The 24,894-nt window shown below is 44.0% G+C and carries 20 protein-coding genes; 10 read left to right on the top strand and 10 right to left on the bottom strand.

Annotated features, from left to right (window positions below; translation table 11 throughout):
- Positions 1–32 precede the first annotated feature (32 nt).
- The 3 genes from F0232_RS08260 to F0232_RS08250 form a co-directional block, all read right to left on the bottom strand.
- Positions 33–590, bottom strand: coding sequence for a PhnA domain-containing protein (locus tag F0232_RS08260; protein WP_008221474.1), 558 nt, complete (start codon positions 588–590; stop codon positions 33–35).
- 221 nt (positions 591–811) lie between these two features.
- A complete protein-coding gene (locus F0232_RS08255) occupies positions 812–3,235 on the bottom strand; it encodes a VolA/Pla-1 family phospholipase (protein ID WP_105058185.1) in 2,424 nt (807 codons plus the stop codon).
- Positions 3,236–3,250: 15 nt separating this feature from the next.
- A complete protein-coding gene (locus tag F0232_RS08250; RefSeq protein ID WP_105058186.1) occupies positions 3,251–4,510 on the bottom strand; it encodes an outer membrane protein transport protein in 1,260 nt (419 codons plus the stop codon).
- A gap of 358 nt (positions 4,511–4,868) precedes the next feature.
- On the opposite strand from F0232_RS08250, the gene F0232_RS08245 reads away from it, so the two are divergent.
- Positions 4,869–5,951 carry a site-2 protease family protein gene (locus F0232_RS08245; protein WP_061030962.1) on the top strand — a complete coding sequence of 361 codons (1,083 nt, stop codon included), beginning with the start codon at positions 4,869–4,871 and terminating at the stop codon, positions 5,949–5,951.
- Positions 5,952–6,079: 128 nt separating this feature from the next.
- Here the strand turns inward: F0232_RS08245 and F0232_RS08240 are convergent, their stop codons facing one another.
- Positions 6,080–6,868, bottom strand: coding sequence for a M48 family metallopeptidase (locus F0232_RS08240; RefSeq protein WP_008221465.1), 789 nt, complete (start codon positions 6,866–6,868; stop codon positions 6,080–6,082).
- A 149-nt stretch (positions 6,869–7,017) separates the two neighbouring features.
- On the opposite strand from F0232_RS08240, the gene F0232_RS08235 reads away from it, so the two are divergent.
- The 5 genes from F0232_RS08235 to F0232_RS08215 all read left to right on the top strand — a co-directional run bounded on the left by F0232_RS08235 (position 7,018) and on the right by F0232_RS08215 (position 10,824).
- The gene (locus tag F0232_RS08235) at positions 7,018–7,443 is read left to right on the top strand and encodes a hotdog fold thioesterase (protein WP_004738033.1); all 426 of its coding nucleotides are present in this window, start codon (positions 7,018–7,020) and stop codon (positions 7,441–7,443) included.
- 80 nt (positions 7,444–7,523) lie between these two features.
- Positions 7,524–7,757 (top strand): DUF3389 domain-containing protein, encoded by a 234-nt coding sequence (locus tag F0232_RS08230; RefSeq protein WP_008221462.1) that lies wholly within the window; start codon positions 7,524–7,526, stop codon positions 7,755–7,757.
- Positions 7,758–7,919: 162 nt separating this feature from the next.
- Positions 7,920–9,611: an SgrR family transcriptional regulator gene (locus F0232_RS08225; RefSeq protein WP_061030959.1), complete on the top strand. Its 1,692-nt coding sequence runs from the start codon at positions 7,920–7,922 to the stop codon at positions 9,609–9,611.
- A 36-nt stretch (positions 9,612–9,647) separates the two neighbouring features.
- Positions 9,648–10,553, top strand: coding sequence for a DMT family transporter (locus tag F0232_RS08220; protein ID WP_105058187.1), 906 nt, complete (start codon positions 9,648–9,650; stop codon positions 10,551–10,553).
- 19 nt (positions 10,554–10,572) lie between these two features.
- On the top strand, positions 10,573–10,824 hold the full coding sequence (locus tag F0232_RS08215) for a hypothetical protein (protein WP_004738029.1): 252 nt from the start codon (positions 10,573–10,575) through the stop codon (positions 10,822–10,824).
- 93 nt (positions 10,825–10,917) lie between these two features.
- Here the strand turns inward: F0232_RS08215 and F0232_RS08210 are convergent, their stop codons facing one another.
- Positions 10,918–11,523, bottom strand: a complete 606-nt coding sequence (locus F0232_RS08210) for a DUF2238 domain-containing protein (RefSeq protein ID WP_105058188.1) — start codon at positions 11,521–11,523, stop codon at positions 10,918–10,920.
- Between the two features lie 199 nt (positions 11,524–11,722).
- Between F0232_RS08210 and F0232_RS08205 the strand changes: the two genes are divergently transcribed.
- Together F0232_RS08205 and F0232_RS08200 are read left to right on the top strand one after the other, a co-directional pair.
- Complete coding sequence (locus F0232_RS08205; RefSeq protein WP_008221453.1) at positions 11,723–12,562, top strand: isopenicillin N synthase family oxygenase; 840 nt, start codon at positions 11,723–11,725, stop codon at positions 12,560–12,562.
- A gap of 164 nt (positions 12,563–12,726) precedes the next feature.
- Complete coding sequence (locus F0232_RS08200) at positions 12,727–13,362, top strand: DNA-J related domain-containing protein (RefSeq protein WP_105058189.1); 636 nt, start codon at positions 12,727–12,729, stop codon at positions 13,360–13,362.
- An 80-nt stretch (positions 13,363–13,442) separates the two neighbouring features.
- Here the strand turns inward: F0232_RS08200 and mrdA are convergent, their stop codons facing one another.
- The 5 genes from mrdA to F0232_RS08175 all read right to left on the bottom strand — a co-directional run bounded on the left by mrdA (position 13,443) and on the right by F0232_RS08175 (position 21,378).
- Positions 13,443–15,341 (bottom strand): penicillin-binding protein 2, encoded by a 1,899-nt coding sequence (gene mrdA, locus F0232_RS08195; RefSeq protein WP_105058190.1) that lies wholly within the window; start codon positions 15,339–15,341, stop codon positions 13,443–13,445.
- A 270-nt stretch (positions 15,342–15,611) separates the two neighbouring features.
- The gene (locus F0232_RS08190; RefSeq protein ID WP_105058191.1) at positions 15,612–17,267 is read right to left on the bottom strand and encodes an ABC-ATPase domain-containing protein; all 1,656 of its coding nucleotides are present in this window, start codon (positions 17,265–17,267) and stop codon (positions 15,612–15,614) included.
- A gap of 120 nt (positions 17,268–17,387) precedes the next feature.
- Positions 17,388–19,295, bottom strand: coding sequence for a GGDEF and EAL domain-containing protein (locus F0232_RS08185; protein ID WP_105058192.1), 1,908 nt, complete (start codon positions 19,293–19,295; stop codon positions 17,388–17,390).
- Between the two features lie 178 nt (positions 19,296–19,473).
- On the bottom strand, positions 19,474–20,673 hold the full coding sequence (gene fabV / locus F0232_RS08180; RefSeq protein ID WP_061030952.1) for an enoyl-ACP reductase FabV: 1,200 nt from the start codon (positions 20,671–20,673) through the stop codon (positions 19,474–19,476).
- 81 nt (positions 20,674–20,754) lie between these two features.
- On the bottom strand, positions 20,755–21,378 hold the full coding sequence (locus tag F0232_RS08175; RefSeq protein WP_105058193.1) for an arylesterase: 624 nt from the start codon (positions 21,376–21,378) through the stop codon (positions 20,755–20,757).
- Here F0232_RS08175 and F0232_RS08170 point away from each other — a divergent pair.
- Entirely contained in the window at positions 21,377–22,051 is a 675-nt protein-coding gene (locus F0232_RS08170) for an ABC transporter ATP-binding protein (protein WP_004738017.1), read from the top strand. The two genes, F0232_RS08175 and F0232_RS08170, sit on opposite strands and share 2 nt — an antisense overlap.
- 1 nt (position 22,052) lies before the next feature.
- Complete coding sequence (locus F0232_RS08165; RefSeq protein WP_171750739.1) at positions 22,053–24,491, top strand: ABC transporter permease; 2,439 nt, start codon at positions 22,053–22,055, stop codon at positions 24,489–24,491.
- The last annotated feature ends 403 nt before the right edge of the window (positions 24,492–24,894 follow it).

Raw genomic sequence — 24,894 nt, 5'->3', positions numbered from 1 at the left:
CGAGCGCCTTTTTTCGTTCTGTATAGAAGCGATTACTTCTTACGGCAGTACTCAGCGATCACGTACATTGATTGACCACCGTTAGTTTTACCAGAAACAAGCTTAGGATCGTCACCAACGCTGATACCGCGGATAACAGTACCTTGCTTGATTACTTGGTTAGTACCTTTAACTGGAAGGTCTTTGATTACTGTTACGTCGTCACCTTTTTTAAGCTCAACGCCGTTGCAATCAAGAGGTTTATCATCAGCAGACATGCCGATTTGTGCCCATACTGATGTTTCTTCTTCCATGTACATCATATCTAGCGCGTCTTGAGCCCAGCTTTCTGAGTTAAGACGAGTTAGTTGGCGCCATGCTGTTACTTGAACAGGGGCTTCTTGGCTCCACATGCTGTCAGTTAGGCAGCGCCAGTGATTAATATCTTTAGGCTCGTCAATCTCACCAAGACATTTGTCACATACCATGATGCCGTGATCCACTGTTACGTGGCTGTGTGGCGGTACTGCGTATGCAGTAAGAGAAGAATCAGAACCACATAGTTCACATTTAGATTGGCAGCGTTCTAGCATAGTAGCTTCAGAAGACATAATGGACTCACATTTATTAGGTATTAATTTACGGGGCTATTATCCACTTTATTTACAATAAAGAAAGAGGTCGTACGGTATTCTGTCTTGATTAATTTTAGCCGAGATCAACCATTTGTGTTTTAAAGTTTTATGCAAACGGTTAACTAACCTTAGTTAAAAGTTGCGAATACAAAAATGCCAGCGGTTAGGCTGGCATTTGGTTTAGTGAGGGAGAGTTATTATTCCAATACCGCTCCATTAATTGAGCCTGCTGATAAAGCGTTGTTTACCAAGAAGTCTGTAGCTTGGGTCTGCATGCTAATGTGATGGTTTAAATCTAGTGGCATAGGCGTAGTGGTATCTTGCGGAGCAACAAATGTACTATGCGATGCCACATCACTAAACTTAACAAAGTCTTTAGTGCCGTTTGGTGATGTATTGCTTGCATCTACCACCGTTAAGCCAAGTTTCGTAGCGAGCGGTGTTGTACCAGCAAAAGGTGCATCCGCAACAGTATTTGGCACTGTTTGGTCGTCTTGTGCTTGCCCCATATAAATAGGCATCTGAGTAGAAGCTGCTAGCAAGTAATCAACATTACTATATGGATCAATAGTGTCTAACACGGTTTGTGCCGCATAAGCGAACTGTTGGAACGCGGCCGTCATTGCAGCTAGTTGTTCCGGCGTAGCATTATCTTCAAACGTGCTATAACAAACTTGATCTGTTAAACCTGTGCAGCTTGCAGAAGCGAAACTTGCGTAATCACTAGAAGCACCCAAAGCTACATTATGCTTAACTTGCGGTCCAAAGAACGGTGAACCCAACAAAAGGTTAGATATCTGTCCACCAGAGTTTTCAATAGCCGCAGCACTGAAGCTATATAAAGCATCGGCAGTCGCACTACCTAGCGTTCGGTTAGATGATGCAACTGCAGTTGTTCCGACAATACCACCCAATGAATGACCTAAGAATTTAACCTGTGAGCCAGCAAATGCTTTCAAAGGTGAACTAGCAAGCAAACCAGCTTGCAAAGAAGCAGTTAAAGAGGCTCTTAAGCCCATTACATCCAATGAACTTTGGCGTACGTTATCGCGAGCTACAGGTAGGTTAGCAAGGTTCAAGTAAGCCAACACATCTGCGTTTGCTGAACGGGTATCATCTAGACTGCGCGTACCATGTATTGGTAAGTCAATTGCGATAACAGCAACGCCAGCTCTCGCTAAATTGTAAGCGAACGCATAAGCATTTTCTTTAGCAGAGGTTATACCGTGTTGGTAAATCACCACATCAGTAGGATCTGCACCATTAGGTGTAAATAACAAAAACTCTACAGACTCTAATGATTTTACCTGAGGAACTGGAGAGTATTTCGTAATAACTCTTTCGCTATCAAGTGGTGAACCATCTGCTAAAGTCAGGTTTAGGCCAACCAGTTTAAGCTGTTCTGTTTGGTCAGTCGCTAATACACTAGTATCGATACCTGCTGCAACTAATTGAGCAGCCATGTTAGCTTGCTCGTTAGCATCACTTAGAGCATTTGATACTTTAGCTAAGCTAGGCATACCTGATTCGAATGGCTGAGAATTCCATTCGCTAATACTGGTTTCTAGGTAATAAGGTAACTGAACGAAACCCTGAGTCACATCAACGTTGTCAGTACCACCGTATAGTCCGTTAATCGCAGCCTTTAGAGTAGCGATAGTTGTCGCGTCACCGCCAGCAACATATTTATCGAAGTCTGTATCGTTTGCTAATGCTGTAGTGAAGAGTTCTGTAGAACCGAATTGCATTGTGTAAGCCGCCGTAAGATCGACAGAGTTAGGGTTTGCGCTGCCTTTCCAGACACCATTTAGGTTTGTCGCTGCCAATCCTGTTGCCGTAGCGCCTTTAGTAGCAAATAGCGTGTCTCCAACAGACTCAGTAGTAAACCAAGTTGAATAGATGATGTTCTCTGTATCAAGGTTAATTGCACCTGCTGCTGTCGCGCCAGCGAAGATCTTCTCAACCCCTTGAGTGACTTGTTGAGCTTGAGCAAGGCTACCTTCGGTATAAATCACTGCACTCGATTTTAGTGCAGCGTAACTTGCTGACATACCAACAGGATCACCATTCACATCCGTAAGTTCGTTTGACAGAGCCAACACATACTCACTGGAGGCATCAAGTGAATCATCAAATTTGATCGTGAACGTGTCAGTTGCAGAACTAGATTCGACCTCAAAATCAATACCTAGCGTCAATACCTTTGTAACACTTGGTGTGGTCTCAGATGTAAGTGAACCACTAAGTTGTAAAAGATAAACGCCACCAGTCGCAGCACCATCCGCTAATCCAGCACCTTCAAAATCCATGATGATCGGCATAGAAGTCGACCAACCGTCCATAGTGTTCATTGCTGCGATAGGGTTGGTCAATGAGTCATCACCGCTAGTCGGCAGACCCAGTGTGCCGTCTGTCGTATCCATCAATGCAAAGCTTGGAAGAGGAACTGCGACATCTGCACCTGTTAACTGAAACTTGATGTTAGTCGCTTGAGCAAGTGAATCTTGAATATATTGCTCATATTGAATTGCGGTTGATGCGCCAGAGCTTGATGAGTCGTCACCACAACCAGCAAGAAACATTGCAGAAGCAAGCAGCGAAACATTAAATAACTTTTTCATGTTTTGTAATTCCGTTTAGTTGAAGGTGTAGTTCATTTGAATCGCAGATAGGTACGCAACTGCATCGCCAGAGAACTCAAGCTCTTGGCCTAGTTCATTGGTTTCTTTGAAGTCACCATCTTTACTTTGTACAAGGGCAAAACCAGCATCGAACGAAAGGTTAGGGCTGTACTGGTAAGTTAAACCGGCGCTGTACCAGAAACGATCGCTGTCAGGGATACTTAATGTCGCTTCACCCGCTTGTTCGTCGTATGCAAGACCAGCTCGCAGAGTCCACGCTTGGTTCAGTTGATAAGTCGCACCTAATGAGTAACGGTTGTTATCGTCGTAGTGTTCAGTCTTATTGAAACATTCACCATTTACACAATCTGGACTGGTTGCTTTAAGTTCTTTGAAGCTACTCCAACCCGTTTGCTGCCAACCGTAGTGAATTGCCCACTGGTCAGTCAGTTGGTGAAAAGCGGAGATTTCTATAATCGAAGGTAACGTGATCTTAAGACGACCTGTTGTAGATGTAGCACTGCCTTGTACGATGCTTCCGGTGTAATCGTTAAAGTCACCATCATCAAAATCTAGGTCAACTTCAGAACGATAGGCGATAGCGAAGCGATTGTTTTCGTTTAGCTCATATAGCGCACCAACGTTCCAACCGAATGCAAAAGTTTCACCCGTCATGCTAATCAGCTTGGTAGAAGCAGGATCACCGGTAATGTTAGAAATTGAACCTTGGTGACGGTTCAGTTCTGCCTCAGCGTAAACAAAGTTCACGCCAGCACCAACGCTGAATTGTTGGTTAATTCGATATGCTACGTTTGGATTGATGTTAACAGAGATCAGAGAAGTATCACCGGCGAGATCACCAGCATAGATATCGTCTGGGTAGTCAGTCGCTACACCATAGTTTGAGAACATACCGATACCCCAAGCCCATTTATCATTGATTGGACTAATGTAGTAAGCAGCTGGAACAACTTGCAGAGGCGCCACATCACTGGACTTCTGACTCTGACCGCCAGAACCTGGGACATTCTTCTGTGTGATGTCTACTTCTGGATCAACGATAGAAACCGCGCCTGAAAACTGGGCTGTATCAAATAGGGTCATTGCGGCGGGGTTTCTCGCTAGTACACTCGCGTTGTCAGCTACTGCACCTTCACCAGAAAACGAGCGACCAAGGCCTGAGGCAGAATGCTCAGCAACTTGGAAGCCAGCGGCAAGTGAATTACATGCAAATAGCACCGAAAGTGAAACGAGAGAGCGTTGTATTGTTTTCATCCTTGACCCTCCTAGGGCATCGAATTTCGTTATTATGGTTTGAAAACACACTGAGCATTTTTGGTGTTGAAGCTCTAATGTAAACAGCATGTTAAATTCATGTTTTATATAAAGTCAAAGAAAGAGTTGTTATTTTGTGAACTTATATTTTTGAGGGGCGGGACTTTAACATCAATATTATAAATGCAATCAATGGTTTATTTGTGGTTGGAGGTGTGACCAGAGTGTTTATGCACCGTTACGGTATAAATAGTGTTCAATAGCTCGATATGTAACGATTTTGTTTCTGTTTACCGTCATTCCCTAAATCGGCATAATATCAGCTCATTTTGATGGTCATTTAATTGGAATTTATAGTTTGGAATTACTCGCGATAGAGTTTCTTGGTAAACCACTTCGTTTAGAAGGATCGATGGCAGGGTGGCAGCAGCTATTTTGGGACAACACACTAGTGTCTCAATTAGATGCGACTTCGGAAGATGGTGATGTGCGAACACATACATTTATGCTTCGTTCTGGCGAAGAAACGTTGCAGTGTCACGTGGAATCTACGGTTCAGTGGCAACCTTTTGAGATGGTTTATAAGGCGCTGGTTAACGGACAAGTCGTTACCGAAGGAAGTCGTAATACTAAAGACATCGAGCAGCAAACTCCGGTTGTCGCACCTAAACCTGAAAAGCGCTTTAGCCTGATTGGGTTAGTATCGCTTGGAATGAAAGCGCTTAAGAGCGCTAAGTTGATTAAAGTAGTGCTCGCATCTGCAAGTTTGGCGGCATATTCGTGGCTGTTTTCTATTCAGTTCGCTCTCGCTTTGATCGCTTGCTTGATGTTCCATGAATATGGACATATCAGAGCCATGAAGTACTTCGGTATGAAAACGAAAGGTATTTATCTAATCCCATTCCTTGGTGGCTTAGCACTCTCCGACGAAAAGATTAATACACGATGGCAAGATGTGGTTATCTCAATCATGGGGCCTTTGTTTGGACTGATATTATCGCTTGTGTTCACCGTGTTGTATTGGGTGACAGGTGAGATGTTCTTTGCAGGTCTTGCGGTATTTAATGCCTTACTTAACCTATTCAACCTATTGCCAATTTTGCCGCTTGATGGTGGTCATGTTCTAAAAAGTATCAGCTTTTCGATGAACAGTGTGCTCGGTATCGTTCTATGTGTCGCAGCGGCTGTAGGCGGCGTTATTCTAAGTTATCAGTTGAATCTAACGCTGTTTGGCTTCTTATTGATTATGGGTAGCGTTGAAATTCTGTTTGAATGGAGAGGGCGCCACCATAGCCATTTATTACCACTAGATAGATATGGCCAAGTAGTTTCTTTCCTTTGGTATGTAGGCCTGGTTTCTAGTTTGATCGGCGTTATTTGGTATTTTGCTTCTACAGGCGACCAGCTACTAAGCCTACCGTTACAGATCCTTGGTACTTAATGCTCTTGCGATAGAGTCAATGTCAGAGCAAGAATCTCACTAAACAAAAAAACGCCCTAACCATTTTGGATAGGGCGTTTTTTATGGAGTCTCACCGAGTCGTGTTGCTAAAGCGATCCTAGCTTACATTATGCCTTACAGTTTGGTCTTGCTACATTCGATTGAGGTAGCGTTGTTATTTTTGACTGTAAGTCTTTAATACGAGTACTGTGCGAAGGGTGAGTAGAAAGAAGCTCTGGTGGTTGGCTTCCACCTGACGCTTTCGCCATGTTCTGCCACAAATCGACGCTCTGTTTAGGGTCAAAGCCAGCTTGCGCCATGTATTCTAGGCCAACAATATCGGCTTCAGACTCTTGAGTTCGACCATAAGGCAGAATCACACCATATTGAACCCCCAAGCCTAATGCGGCCATGGTCATCCCTTGATATTGCTTGTATTCAGATGAACCCAAAGCAACACTCGTAATCGATAAACCTGTATTGGCGATCTGTGATTGGGACAAACGTTCGTTGCTGTGATCAGCTAAAACGTGCGCGACTTCGTGTCCGATGACGGTAGCCAATTGGTCTTGGTTCACTGCAACCTTAAGTAACCCCGTATAAACACCAATTTTACCACCAGGTAGGGCAAACGCGTTTACTTGGTCACTATCAAAAACAACGACTTCCCATTCACTAAAACCTTGCTTGGGAATGTGTTGAGTAATACTGTTCGCTACACACTGTACATAGGCGTTTGTTTTTGCATCTGTACTAATAGGTTGCTCTTTCTTCATCTGTTCGAAAGATTGCGCGCCAAGTTGAGACATGTCTTTGTCTGAAAACAGCAGCAATTGATTTCTTCCTGTTGGAGAAGCGCTACATGCGGTTAAGCCTGCGAGAGTGAGAAGCGAGGCAAACTTCATCCATGACGTCATACAATATCCTCTGTGTATTCGGTTTTTATGCATGTTAACATCAACTTGCGTAATGGCTAATAGGTATAAGATAACTTATTAGATGTAAGACAAGAACAGACACCAATAACAAACTCTGCTCAAGCGATAACAAAAATTAAGGAAACTGCATGACCATTTGGAAAAAGCCTGTTGACCTAGATACCTTCAACGCGACCTCAAAAAATACCTTAATTGAGCACCTCAACATCGTTTATACCGAGGTCAACGACAATTCATTAGTGGCGACTATGCCTGTTTGTCACTTTACTCACCAACCACTTGGTATGCTTCATGGTGGTGCTTCCGTCGTGCTTGCAGAAACGTTGGGCTCGTTAGCGGCAAATTTCTGTGTGCCAGAAGGCTACTACTGTGTTGGACTCGACATCAACGCTAATCATGTAAGATCAATGCGTGAAGGGCATGTTATCGGCACCGCTGAGCCAATTCACCTTGGTGTATCGACACAAGTATGGCAGATAAATATTACTGACGAGCGTCAACGCTTGGTCTGTACAAGCCGTTTAACCATTGCAGTAAAAAAGCACAAACGATAAAACGATCGATTATTGGTGGCACCATTGTGACCACCAGTTTGAACCCCGTTAACTAACCACAATTCTAGTTTGAGAAATCCATGGTCATAACCTTTAAAAATGGAAAAGTCATTGCAACAGCGCACGAGCTTGTTGTTCGTTTAGATGGTGAACATAGAGTCACGCTTCAAGCTCAAGTCGATGCGATTCAACTGATCGGAAAAGGGGCAAATGTCATCTCAGCCAATGGCTCTGAATGTAAGTGGTCAATAAAGTTAGACGATGAACAACAGCTTCGCGACATCGCCAATGAAATTGGTTGTGATGTGATGTAATCCAATGTCTGCAAAGCGCTTTGCTGGCTTGCTATCTTAGTCAAAATAAACTTACCTACTCAAATTCGATATTTCTGTGTAAAAACATTATCAGTTAGATTGATTTTCACTAATAAAATGAGGAAACTGAATTCATTATCCCTTGAATAAGTTTTCCTCTTTATGAGTAGCCCAAGACTTCGCGTTCAATTTGAAACCCTGTTTGAATACTTCGATGGTAAAGACGCTGATGTTCAGCTTGATGACATAACAGATGTACTCTGTTGTACACGTCGAAACGCCAGAATGGTACTCAATAAACTCGAAGAAGAGGGCTGGATAGAGTGGTTACCTGCGGCTGGTCGAGGTAAGTTATCTCAACTAATTTTTAAGCAAAACCGCTGTGACGTCAGTGAAAACTTGGCAAGGCGCTACTTAGAAGAAGGTAAGATTGGACAAGCGCTATCCGTTCTTGACCAAAATGCTGCAAAGCTAACCCAAGTTATCCAAAACTACCTTGGGGTTCAATATCAAGAGGGTGAACAGGTCATTCGTTTGCCTTATTATCGCCCGCTTTCCATGCTTAATCCGACAAAGTCGATGCGTCGTTCAGAACAACACATCGCCTGCCAAGTCTTCAGTGGTTTGACGCGTTTGGATGAAAACGATCAGCTCCAGCCTGATCTTGCCCACTCTTGGCAGCAAATCAGTGACTATCAATGGCGGTTTTTCTTGAGACCCGGTGTACGCTTCCATAATGGTGAGCCACTCATGACAAATCACGTCGTTGATACACTGCTAGCACTCGAGCCACTTAATATGTTCTCTCATATTAAAGACGTATCCTCACCGGCCAATTGCGTCGTTGATGTCTTTCTAACGCGCCCGGATAAATACTTCCCACTCGCGCTCACAGAATCCGTCGCAAAAGTAACGTTGCCGATGATTTTACGTGGAGAGGACTACGACATTCGTCCAATTGGTACTGGTCCATATCGCATTGAAAAAAATGACGAAAAACAACTCGTATTAACCGCTTTCAATGGCTACTTTGGCTTTAGGCCGCTGATTGATCGTGTCGAGGTGTGGGTCGTGGATGAAGCCTATTCGTCCATGGTTTATCCAAGCCTTTCTAAGCCGGTTATGGCTGATCGCGGAGATAGCGATGAAGTAGAGCTCGATCCGGGATGTACGTATCTATTGCTCAACAGAAAGAAAGGTATCGCGAAGGACCCTGCATGGGCGGAGTTTTTATCCAATGCGCTAAATGCTGCCGATCTTTTTGTGCACATTCCCAAAGAGACCGTCATTGATCTGGGTGTATTGCATGCTTATGGCATCAAGCCTGGTTGGTACGATATCAAGTTAAAAGTTCCGCAGTGTCCACCAGCCGATACTAAGCCTGCAGTAAAGTTAGCCTATCAGTGCCAACACCCGATGTTTCCTACGCTCGCGAAAGCCATAGTGACGGTTCTCAAACAATATAACGTTGATGTTGAGCTTTTCGGTTACGAAACCGATCCACCGCATGCGGACGATGTAGATATTTGGATAAACCCAATGGGAATTGCAAACAACAGAGACGATGCGTTGGCATGCTGGCTTATGGATTACAGCTTCCTTGATGAGTCGAGCCCAGCAGAAGATTTTGATCAGTGGTGCCATATGATCGATCGTTGGCGCTCTGGTGAATTTGAGCAGTTCCCAGCAAGGCAGCTCGGTAAGCAACTGGTACAAAGCAATCAATTGATTCCCATGTTCCATTGTTGGCTAGGTGTAAACAAAGACCAATGTGGTACCTTGCAAAACGCGAAGTGTAATGCGCTTGGTTGGTTCGACTTTAGCCAAGTTTGGGTTAAACCTGACGTTGATTAATACGCGGATAGCGTCAGCAAGGGCAAGGGAACAATAATGCAAACCGTCTTAGTGACATTAATTACGCTGGTGGCCTTTGCGGCCAACTCAGTGCTCTGCCGATGGGCATTGATGGATCAAACCATCGATCCTTTGAGTTTCTCCGTCATACGTATTTTATCTGGCGCGTTTACTCTATTGATTTTGCTAAGTATAGCGTCCCAGAATAGCAATAACACAGCTGAACTTAGCCCTACATCGCTGTTTTCTAAGCTCAAATCTCAATTCAGTCTAGTCTCTGTCGTGTCATTGATCGTTTATATGTTCGGATTCTCGTTTGCATATTTAGAACTGGGAGCAGGGCTTGGCGCGTTAGTGTTGTTTGTTGCGGTACAATTTACCATGATTGCGGCTCATCTCATCTCAGGTAATAAGATGTCCTTGATTGAGTGGGCGGGTTGTTTGCTCTCTGTTTCAGGACTTGTTTATTTGTTAATGCCGACCAGCACAACCAATACACCTGATTTAGTTTCAATTGCGCTAATGTCATTGGCAGGTATCGGGTGGGGTATTTATACCTTGGCCGGAAAGCGATCTTCAAATGCTCTGCTGTCAACAACGGCCAACTTTGGGTTCTGTTCATTGATTGTCTTGGTGTTTATCTCACCATGGCTAGTAGTACCAAATTCAGCTCTTGATATTTCGATGTCTGAACAAGGGTTCATTTATGCCGTATTGTCTGGTTCTGTAGCTTCAGGGGTTGGTTACAGTTTGTGGTACTACGTAGTGAAGAAGCTCAATACTGTCGTGGCATCAATCGCACAGCTTTCGGTGCCGGTTATTGCGACGCTCGGCGGCGTACTGTTGCTCTCGGAGCCTGTCACCATGCAATTTGTTATTTCATCAACCATCATATTAGTCGGCATAAGCTTAGTGCTTGTAGCGCCTAAACTTAAACAATAAGAATCAGCACGTTACCTTTATGGCGAAACCAAACAAGAAGCAACCCACGAAAACCGTTCAAATATTTTGCGCGAAATGCAAAACACAGTTATTCAAATATCGAAAAGGCGGTAAGGGTGCGCTCGTAAAATGTTTTAAGGAAAGGATTGTCGAAGACTTTACTACAGAGCCGTGCATTTGCCCTGAATGTGGAATTGAGTTTGCTCGAGATACCTTAGTACGAGGCACACCCGCATTTAAATTCGTGGGTGGTAAGGTCACTATGAAATAGCCTTGAAGCTAAAACACAAAAAATGTCACAGCGTATAGGGCATGTGGCATTTGAAAGTGAGTCTTGAATAAACTGAGTTAACGAAGTGTTCGGCTAAACTTTGGTACGTCCTTGAAGCTTTAGAAGCAGCAGTGAGACGATAGCTCCGGTCGTATCACATAACATGTCTTTTTGCGCATCCCAAATATCACCTTGTGAACCAAGGAAAGCGATACCTTCATCACCACCTGCGATTTCAGCATACCACCACTCAATAATTTCATAGCCTGCCGCAACACTCATGATGGCAAACAGTGCAAAGAGGCACGCAATCACGGGTTGAGCCAATTTCTTCCGAATAAGATATTCAGCGAGTGGGTAGGCATAAAGCCCGATAGAAAAGTGCGCGACTCTGTCAAAATTGTTGCGCTCAGAGCCAATTAACTGATTAAACCAATCGAACGGTACCTCCGCAAAAGTGTACTTAGCGCCAATCGTGTGCAGTGCCAACCAAATGAACATCAAAACATAAGCGGTTTTTGAAAATGTTAATTTAGTGGATAGCCACCAAATACCGATAAGAATCATTAATGCAGGTACGATTTCCGCAATCCATACGGCTCTCGAAGAGGGAGCAAACGCTGAGAAAAGAAAAACAACGAGATACAAAACAGTGAGCGAGAGTAGAGGTCTATTTTGAGCAAGTGGCGTAATTGTCATCATCAGATCCTATATAAGTTTTATGTATAGTTACACAATAATGAACACTGTTCAATTGGCTTTTAATTACCAAATTTGTTGAAAAGTAGCGTTATCGCCCAGTATCTAGACAAACGGTTGCGAGAGTTTCACTAAAGTTTGATTTACAACAAAGCGGACCATAAAATCCCCGTATCACTACATAACAAGAAAGAAAGTCATGAAACTGGAAACTGTCGATTATCTTGCTGACGACGCAGCAGAACAATTTGTTCGCTCTTTACGTGAAACTGGATTTGGCGTACTGAAAAATCACCCAATCCCAAAAGAGCTTGTTGAGTCAATTTACGAGAACTGGTACCAATTCTTCATCTCTGAAGAGAAAGAAAACTTCCACTTCAATGTTGAAACACAAGATGGTTATTTTCCACCTTCAGTATCTGAAGTTGCAAAGGGCCACACAGTAAAAGACATCAAAGAATACTTCCATGTATATCCTTGGGGTCAAATTCCTGAGCAGCTTAAAGAACAGATTCTAGATTACTACCAACGTGCTAATGCTTTTGCTCAAGAGTTGTTAGGTTGGGTTGAAGCGCACGCACCTCAAGAAGTGCAAGAGAAGTTCTCTATCGCTCTATCAGAAATGATCAATGGTAGCGAACAAACTCTGCTTCGCGTACTTCACTACCCACCAATGCAAGGTGATGAAGAGCCAGGAGCAATCCGCGCTGCAGCACACGAAGACATTAACCTTCTTACTGTTCTACCAGCGGCAAACGAGCCTGGACTACAAGTTAAGTCTCAAAATGACGAGTGGTTAGATGTACCGTGTGACTTCGGCAACATGATCATCAACATCGGTGACATGCTGCAAGAAGCATCTGGCGGTTACTTCCCATCGACGACTCACCGTGTTATCAACCCAACTGGCGCACGCCAAGAAAAGTCTCGCATCTCTTTGCCTCTTTTCTTGCACCCGAAACCAGAAGTGGTTCTTTCTGAAAAGTACACAGCAAACGAGTACCTAATGGAGCGCCTAAGAGAGCTTGGCGTTATCTAATTCGTCTGTTTTCGTATACTAAAGGTCAGCATAATGCTGGCCTTTTTGCTTTGTAAATACATAACTGGTTGAAATTTATTTAGTTTGAAACTCGACAAACCACGACAGATCGCTTATCAATTAATTAGATACACACATGCATATGGCTGCGGGCTCAATTGATTATGTCAGACAATCTAGACTCATCGAGTCATCAAAATATTAGTTGCCAGTTTCAAGCACACATGGAAAACCCGTTGCTTTGGCCAATCATGGAAGTGCTCAAACAAAACCCGACGGGGTGGAAAGTGCACACCTTGGCTGCGCATCTCAACGAGCTCGGCTTTATTCCTGTCCTTGATCCGGTTCCAGAGAAGGAGTTATTCAAGAAAAACTTCTTGATCATGAACGCGCTTTACCAACTACAAGAGACGCTATACCCAGATAATTGGCTGCAAGTTCAAGCGATGGAGATAGAACTAATGTGTGGTCGATATCACGGAAGTACACACGCTATTGACCACCAAGACCCGTTGCGTGAGTACTACATTGATTGGTTGAACTATGAAGCCGAAGAGGGTGAAGTTAAGCGACTATTGAATGAGTTTTGGACCCGCTATAAGAAGTTTGTTGGTGGTAGTGAAACAGACATGGACCGAAAACGAGCATTGAGCTTGTTTGAGTTACCACTAGACGCTTCACAGGAAGAAATACGTAAACAGTGGAGAAGGCTTGCGCTTCGTTGGCACCCAGATAGAGATGAGGGTAACACCGCCCAATTTCAAACCTTGTGTGAAGCTTGGCATGTGTTGCGAAGCTAGTTTTTTACCTAGATGCAATGTTCTTTATAAACGATATAAAGCCCCACTGAAGACTCGTGGGGCTTTGTGCTTCTTGTGTGTTATGAGTTACCTTTACTCACACCGCTTTTATGTTCAAATGCATAATCAAGCACTTTGCGAATGTAAGGAGCACCGACCTTAGAGCCACCATTACCATGTTCAATAACGACGGTTGCAACGTAATCCGGGTGTTCATACGGAGCAAAGGCTGTGTAGAGTGCGTGGTCAAGTAAGTGCCTTTCTAACTCTTTCGAGTTGTACACCTGATCTTTTGCTAAACCAAATACTTGAGAGGTACCGGACTTACCACCACTCGTGTATTTTGTTCCTTTAAACGCTCTTCTACCACTACCACGACTACCGTGGTTCACTAATCTCATCGCATTAATTGGTACATCCCAAATCTTGTCTGGGACTTCATCGATGGATGTCATTTGTTTAGGTTCTACTAGCTGTTGAGTCTCTAAGTCTTCACCGTGATCGAGTGTTGCTCGTAGGATATGCGGAGGCATCACCTTGCCATGGTTGACTAACACAGAGGTCGCTTTAGCAAGTTGTAAGGGAGTCGAGGTCCAGTATCCTTGTCCAATACCGATCGGTACTGTGTCACCTTGATACCAAGGCGTTCGGTAGCGCATCATCTTCCAATCTCGTGTCGGCATGTTGGCGCTACTCTCTTCGTAGATGTCGATGCCCGATGGTTTACCAAAACCAAAACGGTTCATCCACGTGCTAATACGGTCGATGCCTAGGTCGAAAGCCATTTGATAGAAAAAGGAATCGACCGACTCTTCAATCGCTTGTGTAACATCAACAGGACCGTGCCCCCAACGCTTCCAGTCGCGCCAGGCTTTAGAGTTAGATTTAGACCCAGGAATGCGCCATACGCCGTGGTCATTACGGATGGTATTTTCAGAAATAACATGTTCTTCCAAGCCCGCAACAGCCATAAACGGCTTAACAGTAGAAGCGGGTGGATAAACACCTAACGTCGCTCGGTTTACCAATGGATGAGCTGGGTCATTGAGAAGTGTTTGGTAATTCTTGCTAGAAATGCCATCAACGAATAGGTTAGGGTCGTAACTCGGGCTTGATGCCATAGCTAAAACACTGTTGTCTTTCGGGTCTAGGACAACAGCACTGCCAGTGCGATGATCAAGTTGTTCGAACACATACTTTTGCAGTTCAAGATCAATGTTGAGTACGATGTCTTTACCAGCAACAGGCGGAACGTACTTTATCGTTCTGACGATGCGGCCTCGGCTATTTACCTCAACCTCTTGATAGCCTTTTTGTCCATGAAGTATGTCTTCATAGTATCGCTCAACGCCGAGCTTACCAATGATAGTCGTCGCTTGATAATTCGCTTCTTTACCTTGTTCTTCTAGTTTTCTTAAATCGTTATCATTGATATGAGCAACGTATCCTAGTACGTGAGTCAGTACCTCACCATTAGGGTAAAATCGTTTTAAGCTGGTATCGATAGATAACCCGGGAAATAAGTATTGGTGAACAGAGAATTTTGCGATCTCTTTTTCCGTCAGGTTCTCTAACAGGGTAACGGACTTAAAGCGGCGGGTATTGCGGTAACGCTTTTTAAAACGCGTAATTTGTTCTTTATTCAGCGGGATGTACTCGTTGAGTTTGCTGAGCATCTCATCCACATCTTTTGTTTGCTCTGGGATCATGGTGAGAGAAAAGACCAGTTTGTTTTCAGCCAGCAACACACCATTTCTGTCGTAAATTAACCCTCGCGTAGGGGCGATCGGGAGCACTTTAATTCGGTTCCCGTCGGCGCGGGTTTGGTAGCTATCAAAGTTTTGAACTTGGAGTCGGTATAGGTTACCGACTAAGACGAGAGTGAAAAGAAGAATACCTATGAATGCGACAATAACACGGTTTCTAAACAGGTTTACTTCACTTTTATGATCACGCATTTTTACGCGTTTGTGGTACATCAAATCTTAGCCTGTTACATTTAGTTACACTTGTTTAGGCGGACTTTACCATAGCTTCGTAAAAACAATGTCATGTTTTATGAGCATCTCAAAGATAACCAGAGTTATATAAATTATGGGAAAGGAAGTGAAGGGCGATAACCAGCTTATTTATCGTGCACAAAGTTCGTTACTTAACATTTGTGGTTTGATAGAACGCTTTCTAGGACGAGTAGAAATAAAAACGGCCCCATTTGTGGGGCCGAAAAGTTGTATTTGGTTGAGTAAAACTTAGTTCGAAGGCTTGAACTGAGATTTGCGCATGCGGTTAAGAGCTGCCATAACATCCAACGTTCTTGGTTTCGCTAGGTCACCGTAGTTAGGCATATTTTGGTGCCAATCGTTACCTAGAATCGCGTTAAACTCTTTTGCTGGATTATTTGACCAACCAGGCGTTTGTGCAAACTGGAACCAAGCCCAACCAATCGCGTTGACTTCAGAAGTTGACTCTAGCTGCTCAAGAGCAGACAGGTCGGCAAACTCTTTACCAAAACGCAGAGACTCCTTACCTTTAGCACTCACGCGGAACTTTCCATCAGTAAGAATGTTCATTAGTGATGCACGGTTCAGTGAACGAGGAACAAACATCTCCAACGGTGTTTCGCACTCGTTAGTACGTTGGGTAGGGTGCTGAGCAATAACATCTTTTGCTTTCTCTGTCACATCTACCGCTTGGTAATCGTGCATTTGGATCACGGTGTCTGCTACATCTAGGTAATCACCCGAGCCCCCCATGACGACGATAGTAGAGATTTCCATTTCATCACGTAGCTGGCCAATACGGTCAACAAGTGGAGTAATTGGCTCGTCACCTTTTGAAACCAATGCCTGCATACGCTCATCACGGATCATGAAGTTAGTCGCTGACGTATCTTCGTCAATCAATAGGGTTTGAACACCGGCTTCAATCGACTCTTGTAGCCAAGCCGCTTGAGAAGTAGAGCCCGAAGCATCTTGAGTACTGAAATCAGAGGTATCTTTCTTCATTGGAAGATGATTGATGTAGTTTGACAGATTTAAGCTGTGCACACATCGGCCATCTTCAGCGCGAATCTTCATTGTATCAATGGCAGTCACGATGCCTTCACGGCCATCACCAGGAATATGGTTGTAGATAGAGCGTTCAACCGCATTCAATAGTGTCGATTTACCGTGGAAACCACCACCAACGATCAATGTAATCCCTTTAGGAATTCCCAAGCCTGTTACATCGCCTTGGTTTGGCGTGTTTAACGTAACGCTCAGTGATTCTGGTGCTGTAAATGGAACCGCATCTTTCATTGGAAGATCACAGTTACCCGCGATACGTGGTAATACACTGCCATTTGCCACAAATGCAGATAGGTTGTGCTCATCTAGCTGTGCACGTAGCGCTTCTTGGTCTTCGATTGTTTCACAGTGCTTGATCATTGCGTCTATGTTTAGCTCACGCTCAAGCGTTGCGCGACGGATAAACTTCGGCAGGTAGAAGGTGATGATGTTGTTCGCTTTCTTCGCAAGAATGCTACGACCATCAGCAGGCAGGTTAATACGGAAACGAATTTCGATACCGTGCTCAGTAAACACGACTGCAGTGTTGTCGAGTACTGTTTGACCCGTTAATGCGATAGAAACGGTCGCTTCTTGTTTTGCGAACTCAGCAAAGCTGCGAGCAATAAAATCACGAGCTGCTACTTGGTATTCGTAAGATTTTTCTTTCAGCCAATCTAACCCAGTCAACGACCACGCGCGTGTTGCACGAAAACGAGAGGCTGACGCGTACGGGTCACCTTGAATGTGGTCGATGTGTAATTCGAAATCAGCAAAGTCGTATTGACCTTTAATTTGTTGATATGCACGGTAGTTTTGTTTTTCGAGCTTTTTAAGCTTTGCAGTCAACTGATCCATAACGAGGAATGCCTATATAAAGGGGAAGATAAAAACAGAAAGGCGGCGATTATAAAAATCACCACCTATAGAGTAAAGAGAAACTAGGTTTAAATCCAAAACTAACGGCTATTTTTCACTTTAAGCGTAACGAGTCGTACCTAAATAGTTTTGATTGATTAAGCTATGCTCAAATTCTTGACTCGGCATTGGTCGACCATACAGATAACCTTGTCCTACGTCACAACCTTCATCAATGATAAATTTCTCCTGAACTTCTGATTCAATGCCTTCGATCATCACTTTTAGATCTAACTTTTTCGCTATCTGAACGATGGATCGAACAATTTCTGAATCTTCACTTGAGTTGAGCATTTGGTCTATGAAGCTCTTATCAATTTTGATTGCATCGAATGGAAATTTCTTGAGATAGCTGAAAGAGGCATAGCCGGTTCCAAAGTCATCCAGTGACAATGTAACGCCAATATCATGTAGCGATTCTAAGGTATTCTTTGCGACCACTTCATCTGCAATCAATCCGCTTTCTGTCACTTCAAGCTCCAAGAAATGAGGCTCAAGGTGGTAGGTTTCTAGCAAATGAACAACTTGCTCTGCAAAATGCGCGTTTTTGAGTTGCACCGCAGACACATTGACCGCCATCTTGAAGTCCTCAACATATTCAGACCATTCTTTGGCTTTCTCAATCGCGTTGCGCAGGACAAAGCTGCCCACTTCGAAAATCAATCCGTTTTGCTCGGCCATGTGAATCAAGGTTTCATTGGATATGTCTCCCAAAACGGGGTGGCGCCAGCGGAGCAATGCTTCAGCACCGACCCAACGATGGGTTAGCGGGCATACTTTGGGTTGGAAGTAGAGCATTAAGTCATCGTTACGTACCGCTTGCAGCAAGTAACCTTCGATCTTATTGATATGACTTTGCTCTTCAGTGTGAGATTGGGAGTAATAAGCAAACTTTTGCCCGGAATCCTTGCAGGCCAGCATAGCCTCTGACGATTTCTGAAGAATACTTTCTGCATCGTCTTCGTTATTAGTAGTAGCAATTCCGATAAATGCGTGCAGGTGAACCTTATCATTTTCGATAGCAAATTCAGAATGACCAACTTTTACTAGAGTTTGGCAAAGCTCTTCGAGGCGATGATGCAAATCTTTAACACTGAACGCTAACACCAGATCCACAGAAGTAGGGCGCGCGGTTAACACCTCAATATCGGCAATGCTATCGATACGTTTTCGGTATTCAACTAATACTTTGTCCAGTGCTGTATAGCCGTATCGAGCTTGTATACGTCTGCCGTTGGTAAAACCGATGTGAATGACAGCAAATGAGCAATCCGTCAGCCTGCGTTGAGAAGAGAGTTTGTGGTTTAAACGCGACTCAAATGCACTACGATTTAAAAAGCCAGTTCCTAGGTCATGGTTCTTTTGGAAATTGATTTTTTGTTCAGCGGCTTTTCGCTTATCAATTTCTTGATTTAAGGAGTAATTCAAACTGGCGAGATCTTTGGTTCGTGTATACACCCGGTTTTTGAGGTCACGATTCATTTGAGTCAGTTTGGCGTGCTGAAAGAGGGTTTTAAGCTGGGACTCAATTGAAGTTCGAAAGCTTTCCAAGAGTTTAATGTAAGTCGGCGTGTAGTGATTTTCTTTAGAGTCCAAGATACAAATGGTGCCGAAAAGCTCACCATTCGGCCAAAGCAGAGGGATACCACAATAGGATATCAACCCTAGCTTGATGTCAGGGTTACTTTCCCATGCCGGGTCAGCGAGAGCGTTGGGGACAAGAAGTTGCCGCTGAGATTCCATAACGGTTTCACAATATAGCCCGTTGCCTAATGTTTCAGAATCGCCCTTATTGTATGGGTTGTTCTCACTACGACTAGTGGAAAAGACTTCGATGTAATTGGAATGAACACGCATAATAAGTGCTGCTGGCACTTGCGTTATTTGAGCCAACAGATCAACGATGTTCTGCCAACCGTGCTCCATATCGTCTGGAATATCTAAGTCGAGAGTTTTTATTTTCTTCATATGACTCCGAGTCAATTATGCTAAATGCATCAACACATCCTGTGTTAATTATGATGAACCAAATAAACTGTGAATCTTAAGTTAATTAAGTATAAGAAATGTTGCACAAAAAAACCTCGGCAATTTTGCAGAGGTTTTCAAATGTGAATACGGGTCTCAGTAATGAGATAAATTTCGACTAGGGCTTTAATTTTATAAAGTCTTCGCTATTCAATTTCTTACTGTAGTCTACCGATGGTTGTGCAAAGCCGTTTAGCTGCAAGAATTCATCTTTAAACCCTTGGTAATCGCCCAGAGTTTGGAAGTTGTTTTCATCCATCTTATTGAGCAACTCTGTCACATGGGCTTGTGTCTCTGGGTCTAGTTCCCAGTCGTCCATTCGTATCAACCGTTCGCCATCAAGTGGTACTTTAGATTGACCGTACAGCTTAGTGCTAAATAGGCGCTGCATTTGTTCGATACACCCTTCATGCGTCTGCTTCTCTTTCATCACTTTGTACAACGCTAGCAAGTAGGGGCTTAAGCCTGGGATGAATACGCTTGCTTTGGTAACCAACGCCTTACACACTGTCGCATAAGCGTTGCCGTCAAAGTTTGCTAATTCTAGGTTAAGCGCATGACTGGTTTGATGAAGATCGATTTTTGCACGACCAAGTGTACCATCGAGATAGATAGGGTGTGTGACTTCAGGGCCAACATAAGAGAAGGCGATAGTCTTACAGCCGGGAGCGATAGATTCGGCATTGATGAGTTCGTCGATCCAACTTTCCCAGTCTTCGCCCCCCATCACTTTGAGTGTGCTTTCTGCTTCCTCTTCAGTGGCAGCTTCAAGCGTGTTGGTCACCCAATTATCGTGCTCAAGAGAAATGGTTGCGCCAGTTACGCTTTCACCAATAGGTTTAATCGCAGAGCGCCAGAATTCATCAGAATCGGGCTTGGGACGTACACCAGCAGCCAGACTGTAAATCACGAGATCGACTTCACCTTCGAAATAAGTTTCGATGGCTTCAACAACTTGTGCGCGGGTTTCTTGGGAAAAGGCATCGCCTACGATGTTAATAGCGGTGCGCTGCTCACGTTCCGCTTCTTTTTTGAAGTAGATGTTGTTGTACCAGCCGGCACTACCAAGGGATTTTTCGTTTGGGCCACGTTCGAATGAAACGCCAATGGTGTCGGCTTGAGCACCGCCAAAGGTAAGGGCGATACGAGCGGCAAGGCCAAAGCCTGAAGAAGCGCCGATGATCAATACTCGTTTAGGGCCATCTTTGATTTGCGGCGCACTCTTAACGAATCTAATTTGTTGCTTTACGGCTTCTTGACAGCCAAGAGGGTGAGCGCTTTTTGCTACCACACCCTTGATAATAGGTTCGATCAGCATAAATAACCTTACAGTTAACGGTGATATGCACTCAGGCTAACGTAAAGCTGTGTAAAATTTATTGAGCTAGACCATTAAAACCTAAAGATACTGATATAATTCTTCGGCGACAAATTCAGCAATCCAAGGTTGAGCTTCTGGTTTAGGATGCAAACCATCGTTCATCATCCACTCCGGTTTTAGGATGATGTGCTCTAGGAAAAATGGAAGCAGGGGTACATTTTGTTGATCAGCCAACGCTGCAAATACGTATTCAAACTGCTGGTTGTAACGCTTGCCATAGTTAGGTGGGATTTTAATTTGCATCATAATTGGTTTTGCACCCGCCGCTTTTATCTGCTCGATAATTTGATCTAAGTTTGAAGACATCAGCTTAGGTGGGAAGCCACGAAGACCATCATTGGCTCCAAGCTCAATAAGGACGGTGTCTGGAGCGTGTTCTTCTAGTAGCTGGGGTAAACGAGCTAAACCGTTACCTGTTGTGTCGCCAGAGATACTGCCGTTGACCACGGTAACCGCTTTATCATGTTTCGCTAACGCATCTGGTAACAAACTTGGCCAACTCTGTTTGATATCCATGTTGTAACCAGCACTCAAGCTGTCACCAAGTATCAGTAACTTTGAATCTTGAGCTGACGCAGAGCCTTGAGCCAAAGAAGCGGTAGAAAAGAATATTAATAATAAAAAGGAAATTAGTCGAGTCATGCATACATCCATCATTAAAGCAGAAGCTGTTTCCAAGACAGTGTCTACTAATCAAGAACATTTAACAATCCTAGAGCACGTCGATATTGATATTCGTGAAGGTGAAACAGTCGCGATTGTCGGTACATCTGGGGCAGGTAAATCGACCTTGATGACACTGCTGGCTGGCCTTGATGTCCCTACCAAAGGCGAAATCCATTTATTGGGGCAACCACTTTCACAGCTAGATGATGAAGCGAGAGCGAAAATCCGAAGTGAATCGGTCGGATTTGTTTTTCAAAGTTTCTTGTTGATTCCTAGCTTATCAGCGCTGCAAAACGTGACACTACCATGCTTACTAAAAGGCGAAGATGAAGACATTGAACGCGCAACTGCGTTACTTGAGTCGGTTGGCTTAAAAGACAGGCTCGATCATCTACCATCTCAGTTATCAGGTGGAGAACAACAGCGTGTTGCTTTAGCTCGTGCGTTCATGATCAAGCCCAAAATCCTATTTGCTGACGAACCAACCGGTAACCTGGACCAACAAACCGCGGCCAAAATCGTCGAGCTACTGTTCGAACTGAACTCTTCTCACGGCACCACACTAGTACTGGTGACACACGATCCTAAGCTAGCACAACGATGTCAACGAACGCTTAAGATGCATGTCGGACAGATAGAGGAAGTCTAAATTGAATTCATCAAACGGACTTAACAAGCGCCTGTTTTCATGGAGCATTGAAGAGATTCGACATGGTCAACTATGGCCGGTATCGATCGCTTTAACACTGATCATTGCCTGTGTTTTCGCATTATCAGCATTGGCTGAGCGCATGGAACAAGTCATCGTAAAACAGGGGAAAGATGCACTGACTGCTGACAGCGTGTTCATCTCAGCAAACCCAATCCCGCAAGCATTGTTAGATGTCACTCAAGTTGAGCAGTTAGAAAGCTCTCAATTAACTCGCTTTTCAACTATGGCATTTAGCGATAACGCGATGCAGTTGGTGACAGTTAAAGCGGTGGAGAGCAACTATCCATTGCGTGGTGAAATGTTACTAGAAGGTGCAGACAATGCATCGAGCAATCACGTTGAACCTGGTGAGTTGTGGCTGGACGAACGTATTTTCGCGCAGTTGGAAGTTGAAATAGGTGACAATGTCACCATTGGGGATGCCGACTTAACCATAACAGGACGAATCACCCAAGAGCCAGGGTTAAGCTTCAACCCATTCCAACAAATGCCTGCGGTACTGATACACAATGATGATATTGATGCGACAGGTGCCATTCAACCGGGAAGTCGTGTAAGTTTCAGACTGTTCTTAAACGGTGATGATGCAAAACTCAAAACTGTTCAAGACAGTATCAAATTAACCCCGAGTGATCGTTGGCGTACACAAGACTCATCAAGCCGTACCAACGACATGTTTGAAAGCACCACGCAATACCTATCGTTAACTGTTGCAATTGTTGTGATCATGGCGGCGACCACTTTGGTCTTAACGTGCCAACATTATGTCGCGAGCCGTAGAAAAACCATTGCTATGCTAAAAAGCTTGGGGGCGAGCAAACCGTGGATCATTAAGTGGCTAGCGGTACAAGTATCATTACTTGTCGTTATTGGTGCCGTACTCGGTATTGCGATTGGTATCGCTTTAGAGTTTCTTTTACGTATTCCGCTTGGTGATTTACTGCCATCGCCGCTTCCAAGCTACGGTATCGAACCTGCGATTCTTGCAATCTTATCCAGTGTTTTAATTGGTGTGCCTGCACTTGGCATTCCGTTGATTGGGTTGGTAAATACCTCTGCGATTAGCGTGATTCAATCAAGCCATAAGACTCGCGATAGCTATAAGAAATTCGCTTTGCTGTTGGTGCCTATCATCCCAATGATGTTGATGTATGGTGACAATCTATTGGTATGGATTGTTCTAGCCGGTATTGCGTGCCTATTTTTGGTCCTGGCCCTAGTTAGTACGTTTGTACTGCGCCTTTTTGGCAAGCTTCCGACGTCGACATCAATGCGCTTAGCTTTAAGTCGAATTAATCGTACGCCGCTTGCAACGGGCATACAATTTGGCTCGTTAGCGCTTTCGTTGATGTTGCTATCGATTATCTGGTTGGTAAGAAGCGATCTGTTGTCAGACTGGCAACAAACCCTGCCTGAGAATGCGCCCAATGCATTTGCACTGAATATCGCCAGTTATGAGAAAGAGAGCTATTTGGAAACCATTGATGCTAACGGAGTCGAGCGTACTCAAGCTTTCCCGATCATTCGTGGGCGACTGACAACAATCAATGGTGTCAAAGCATCTGAATATAGCGAGACATCTGAACGAACTGATGTGCTAAGCCGTGAAATCAACTTCACGTGGGGCGACTCATTACCAGAGTACAATGAAGTGCTTGAAGGCACTTGGACGAAAGAGCAGGGCGTGTCTGTTGAATCTGATGTAGCAGAACAGCTAGGTTTGGAAATTGGAGATGAGCTCGCTTTCACCATCAATAGTCAAAAGGTATCAGCGAAGGTTAACAGTATCCGTAAAGTAGAATGGCGTGAAATGAAGCCAAACTTCTACTTCATCTTTACTCCAGACGTCTTGAGCTCAATTCCTTCAACTTGGTTAGTGAGCTTTAGAGTCGAAGATCAGCACAACCAAATGCTCAACGAACTCTCACGGAATCATCCAACAGTTAGTTTAATGGATATCCGTGTAATGGGCAGCAAGATCCAAGAGCTGCTTAAACAGATTGTTTGGTCGATTACCGTGTTGGCAGCACTTGGCGTCGTTGCAGGATTATTGCTTATTTTTACGCTCTTACGTCTTAGCTTATCTCAAAGGCAACAAGAGATACGTTTGTATCGTACGTTAGGGGCAAGCAAGAAACGCATCCTTAACACTATCTGGTGTGAATATGGGCTAATGGCACTGGTAGCAGGCTCAATTGCTGCGCTGGGTTCTGAAATGAGCGTGGCAGGTGTGATGAGTTTCGGCTTTGAACTCGCGCCTTCGCTTCATCCGATGTTGTGGGTTGTTTTACCTGTGCTGACCTTTATCACACTGGCCGCTGTTGTGAACAGCTTAATTAAGCGTCTATTGGCTCCTGTAAACAAGGATTTTGGTTAACTCTCTTGAGTATTCGTGATGTAAAACCGTAAGCTTTTATTCGCTTATTGAAACGGTCTGATTGTGAATTTTTATACTAAGGCGCAAGCTATTTATAGAATTCACGGTTAGGCCGTTTTTTATTTGACCAACGGCTAGCACAACTTAGGCATTTAGCACTTTAAAATTGACATTTTTTAGCATTATTTGAAATGTATTGTGTATTTGTGTCGATTTAATGAACAGCGGTTAGTCCCTGTAAACAAAGGGTTTGCGCAACTTAGCATGAACGTTATCAACAGTTATCCACAAAAACGGTGGATAACTTTAGGGATAAGTTAACATCTTTGTTTTAAGAGTACTGAGGCAGCCTTTGTGTGGCGTCACTTAGGACAAATTTGACTGTTAGAATAACCTCGAAAAC

Origin of the sequence: Vibrio sp. T3Y01, assembly GCF_013114525.1 — a bacterium.
GTDB classification, from domain to species: domain Bacteria; phylum Pseudomonadota; class Gammaproteobacteria; order Enterobacterales; family Vibrionaceae; genus Vibrio; species Vibrio chagasii_B.
Note: the sequence above shows the minus strand (reverse complement) of the source record. Positions and strands in the feature narration are given on the sequence as shown.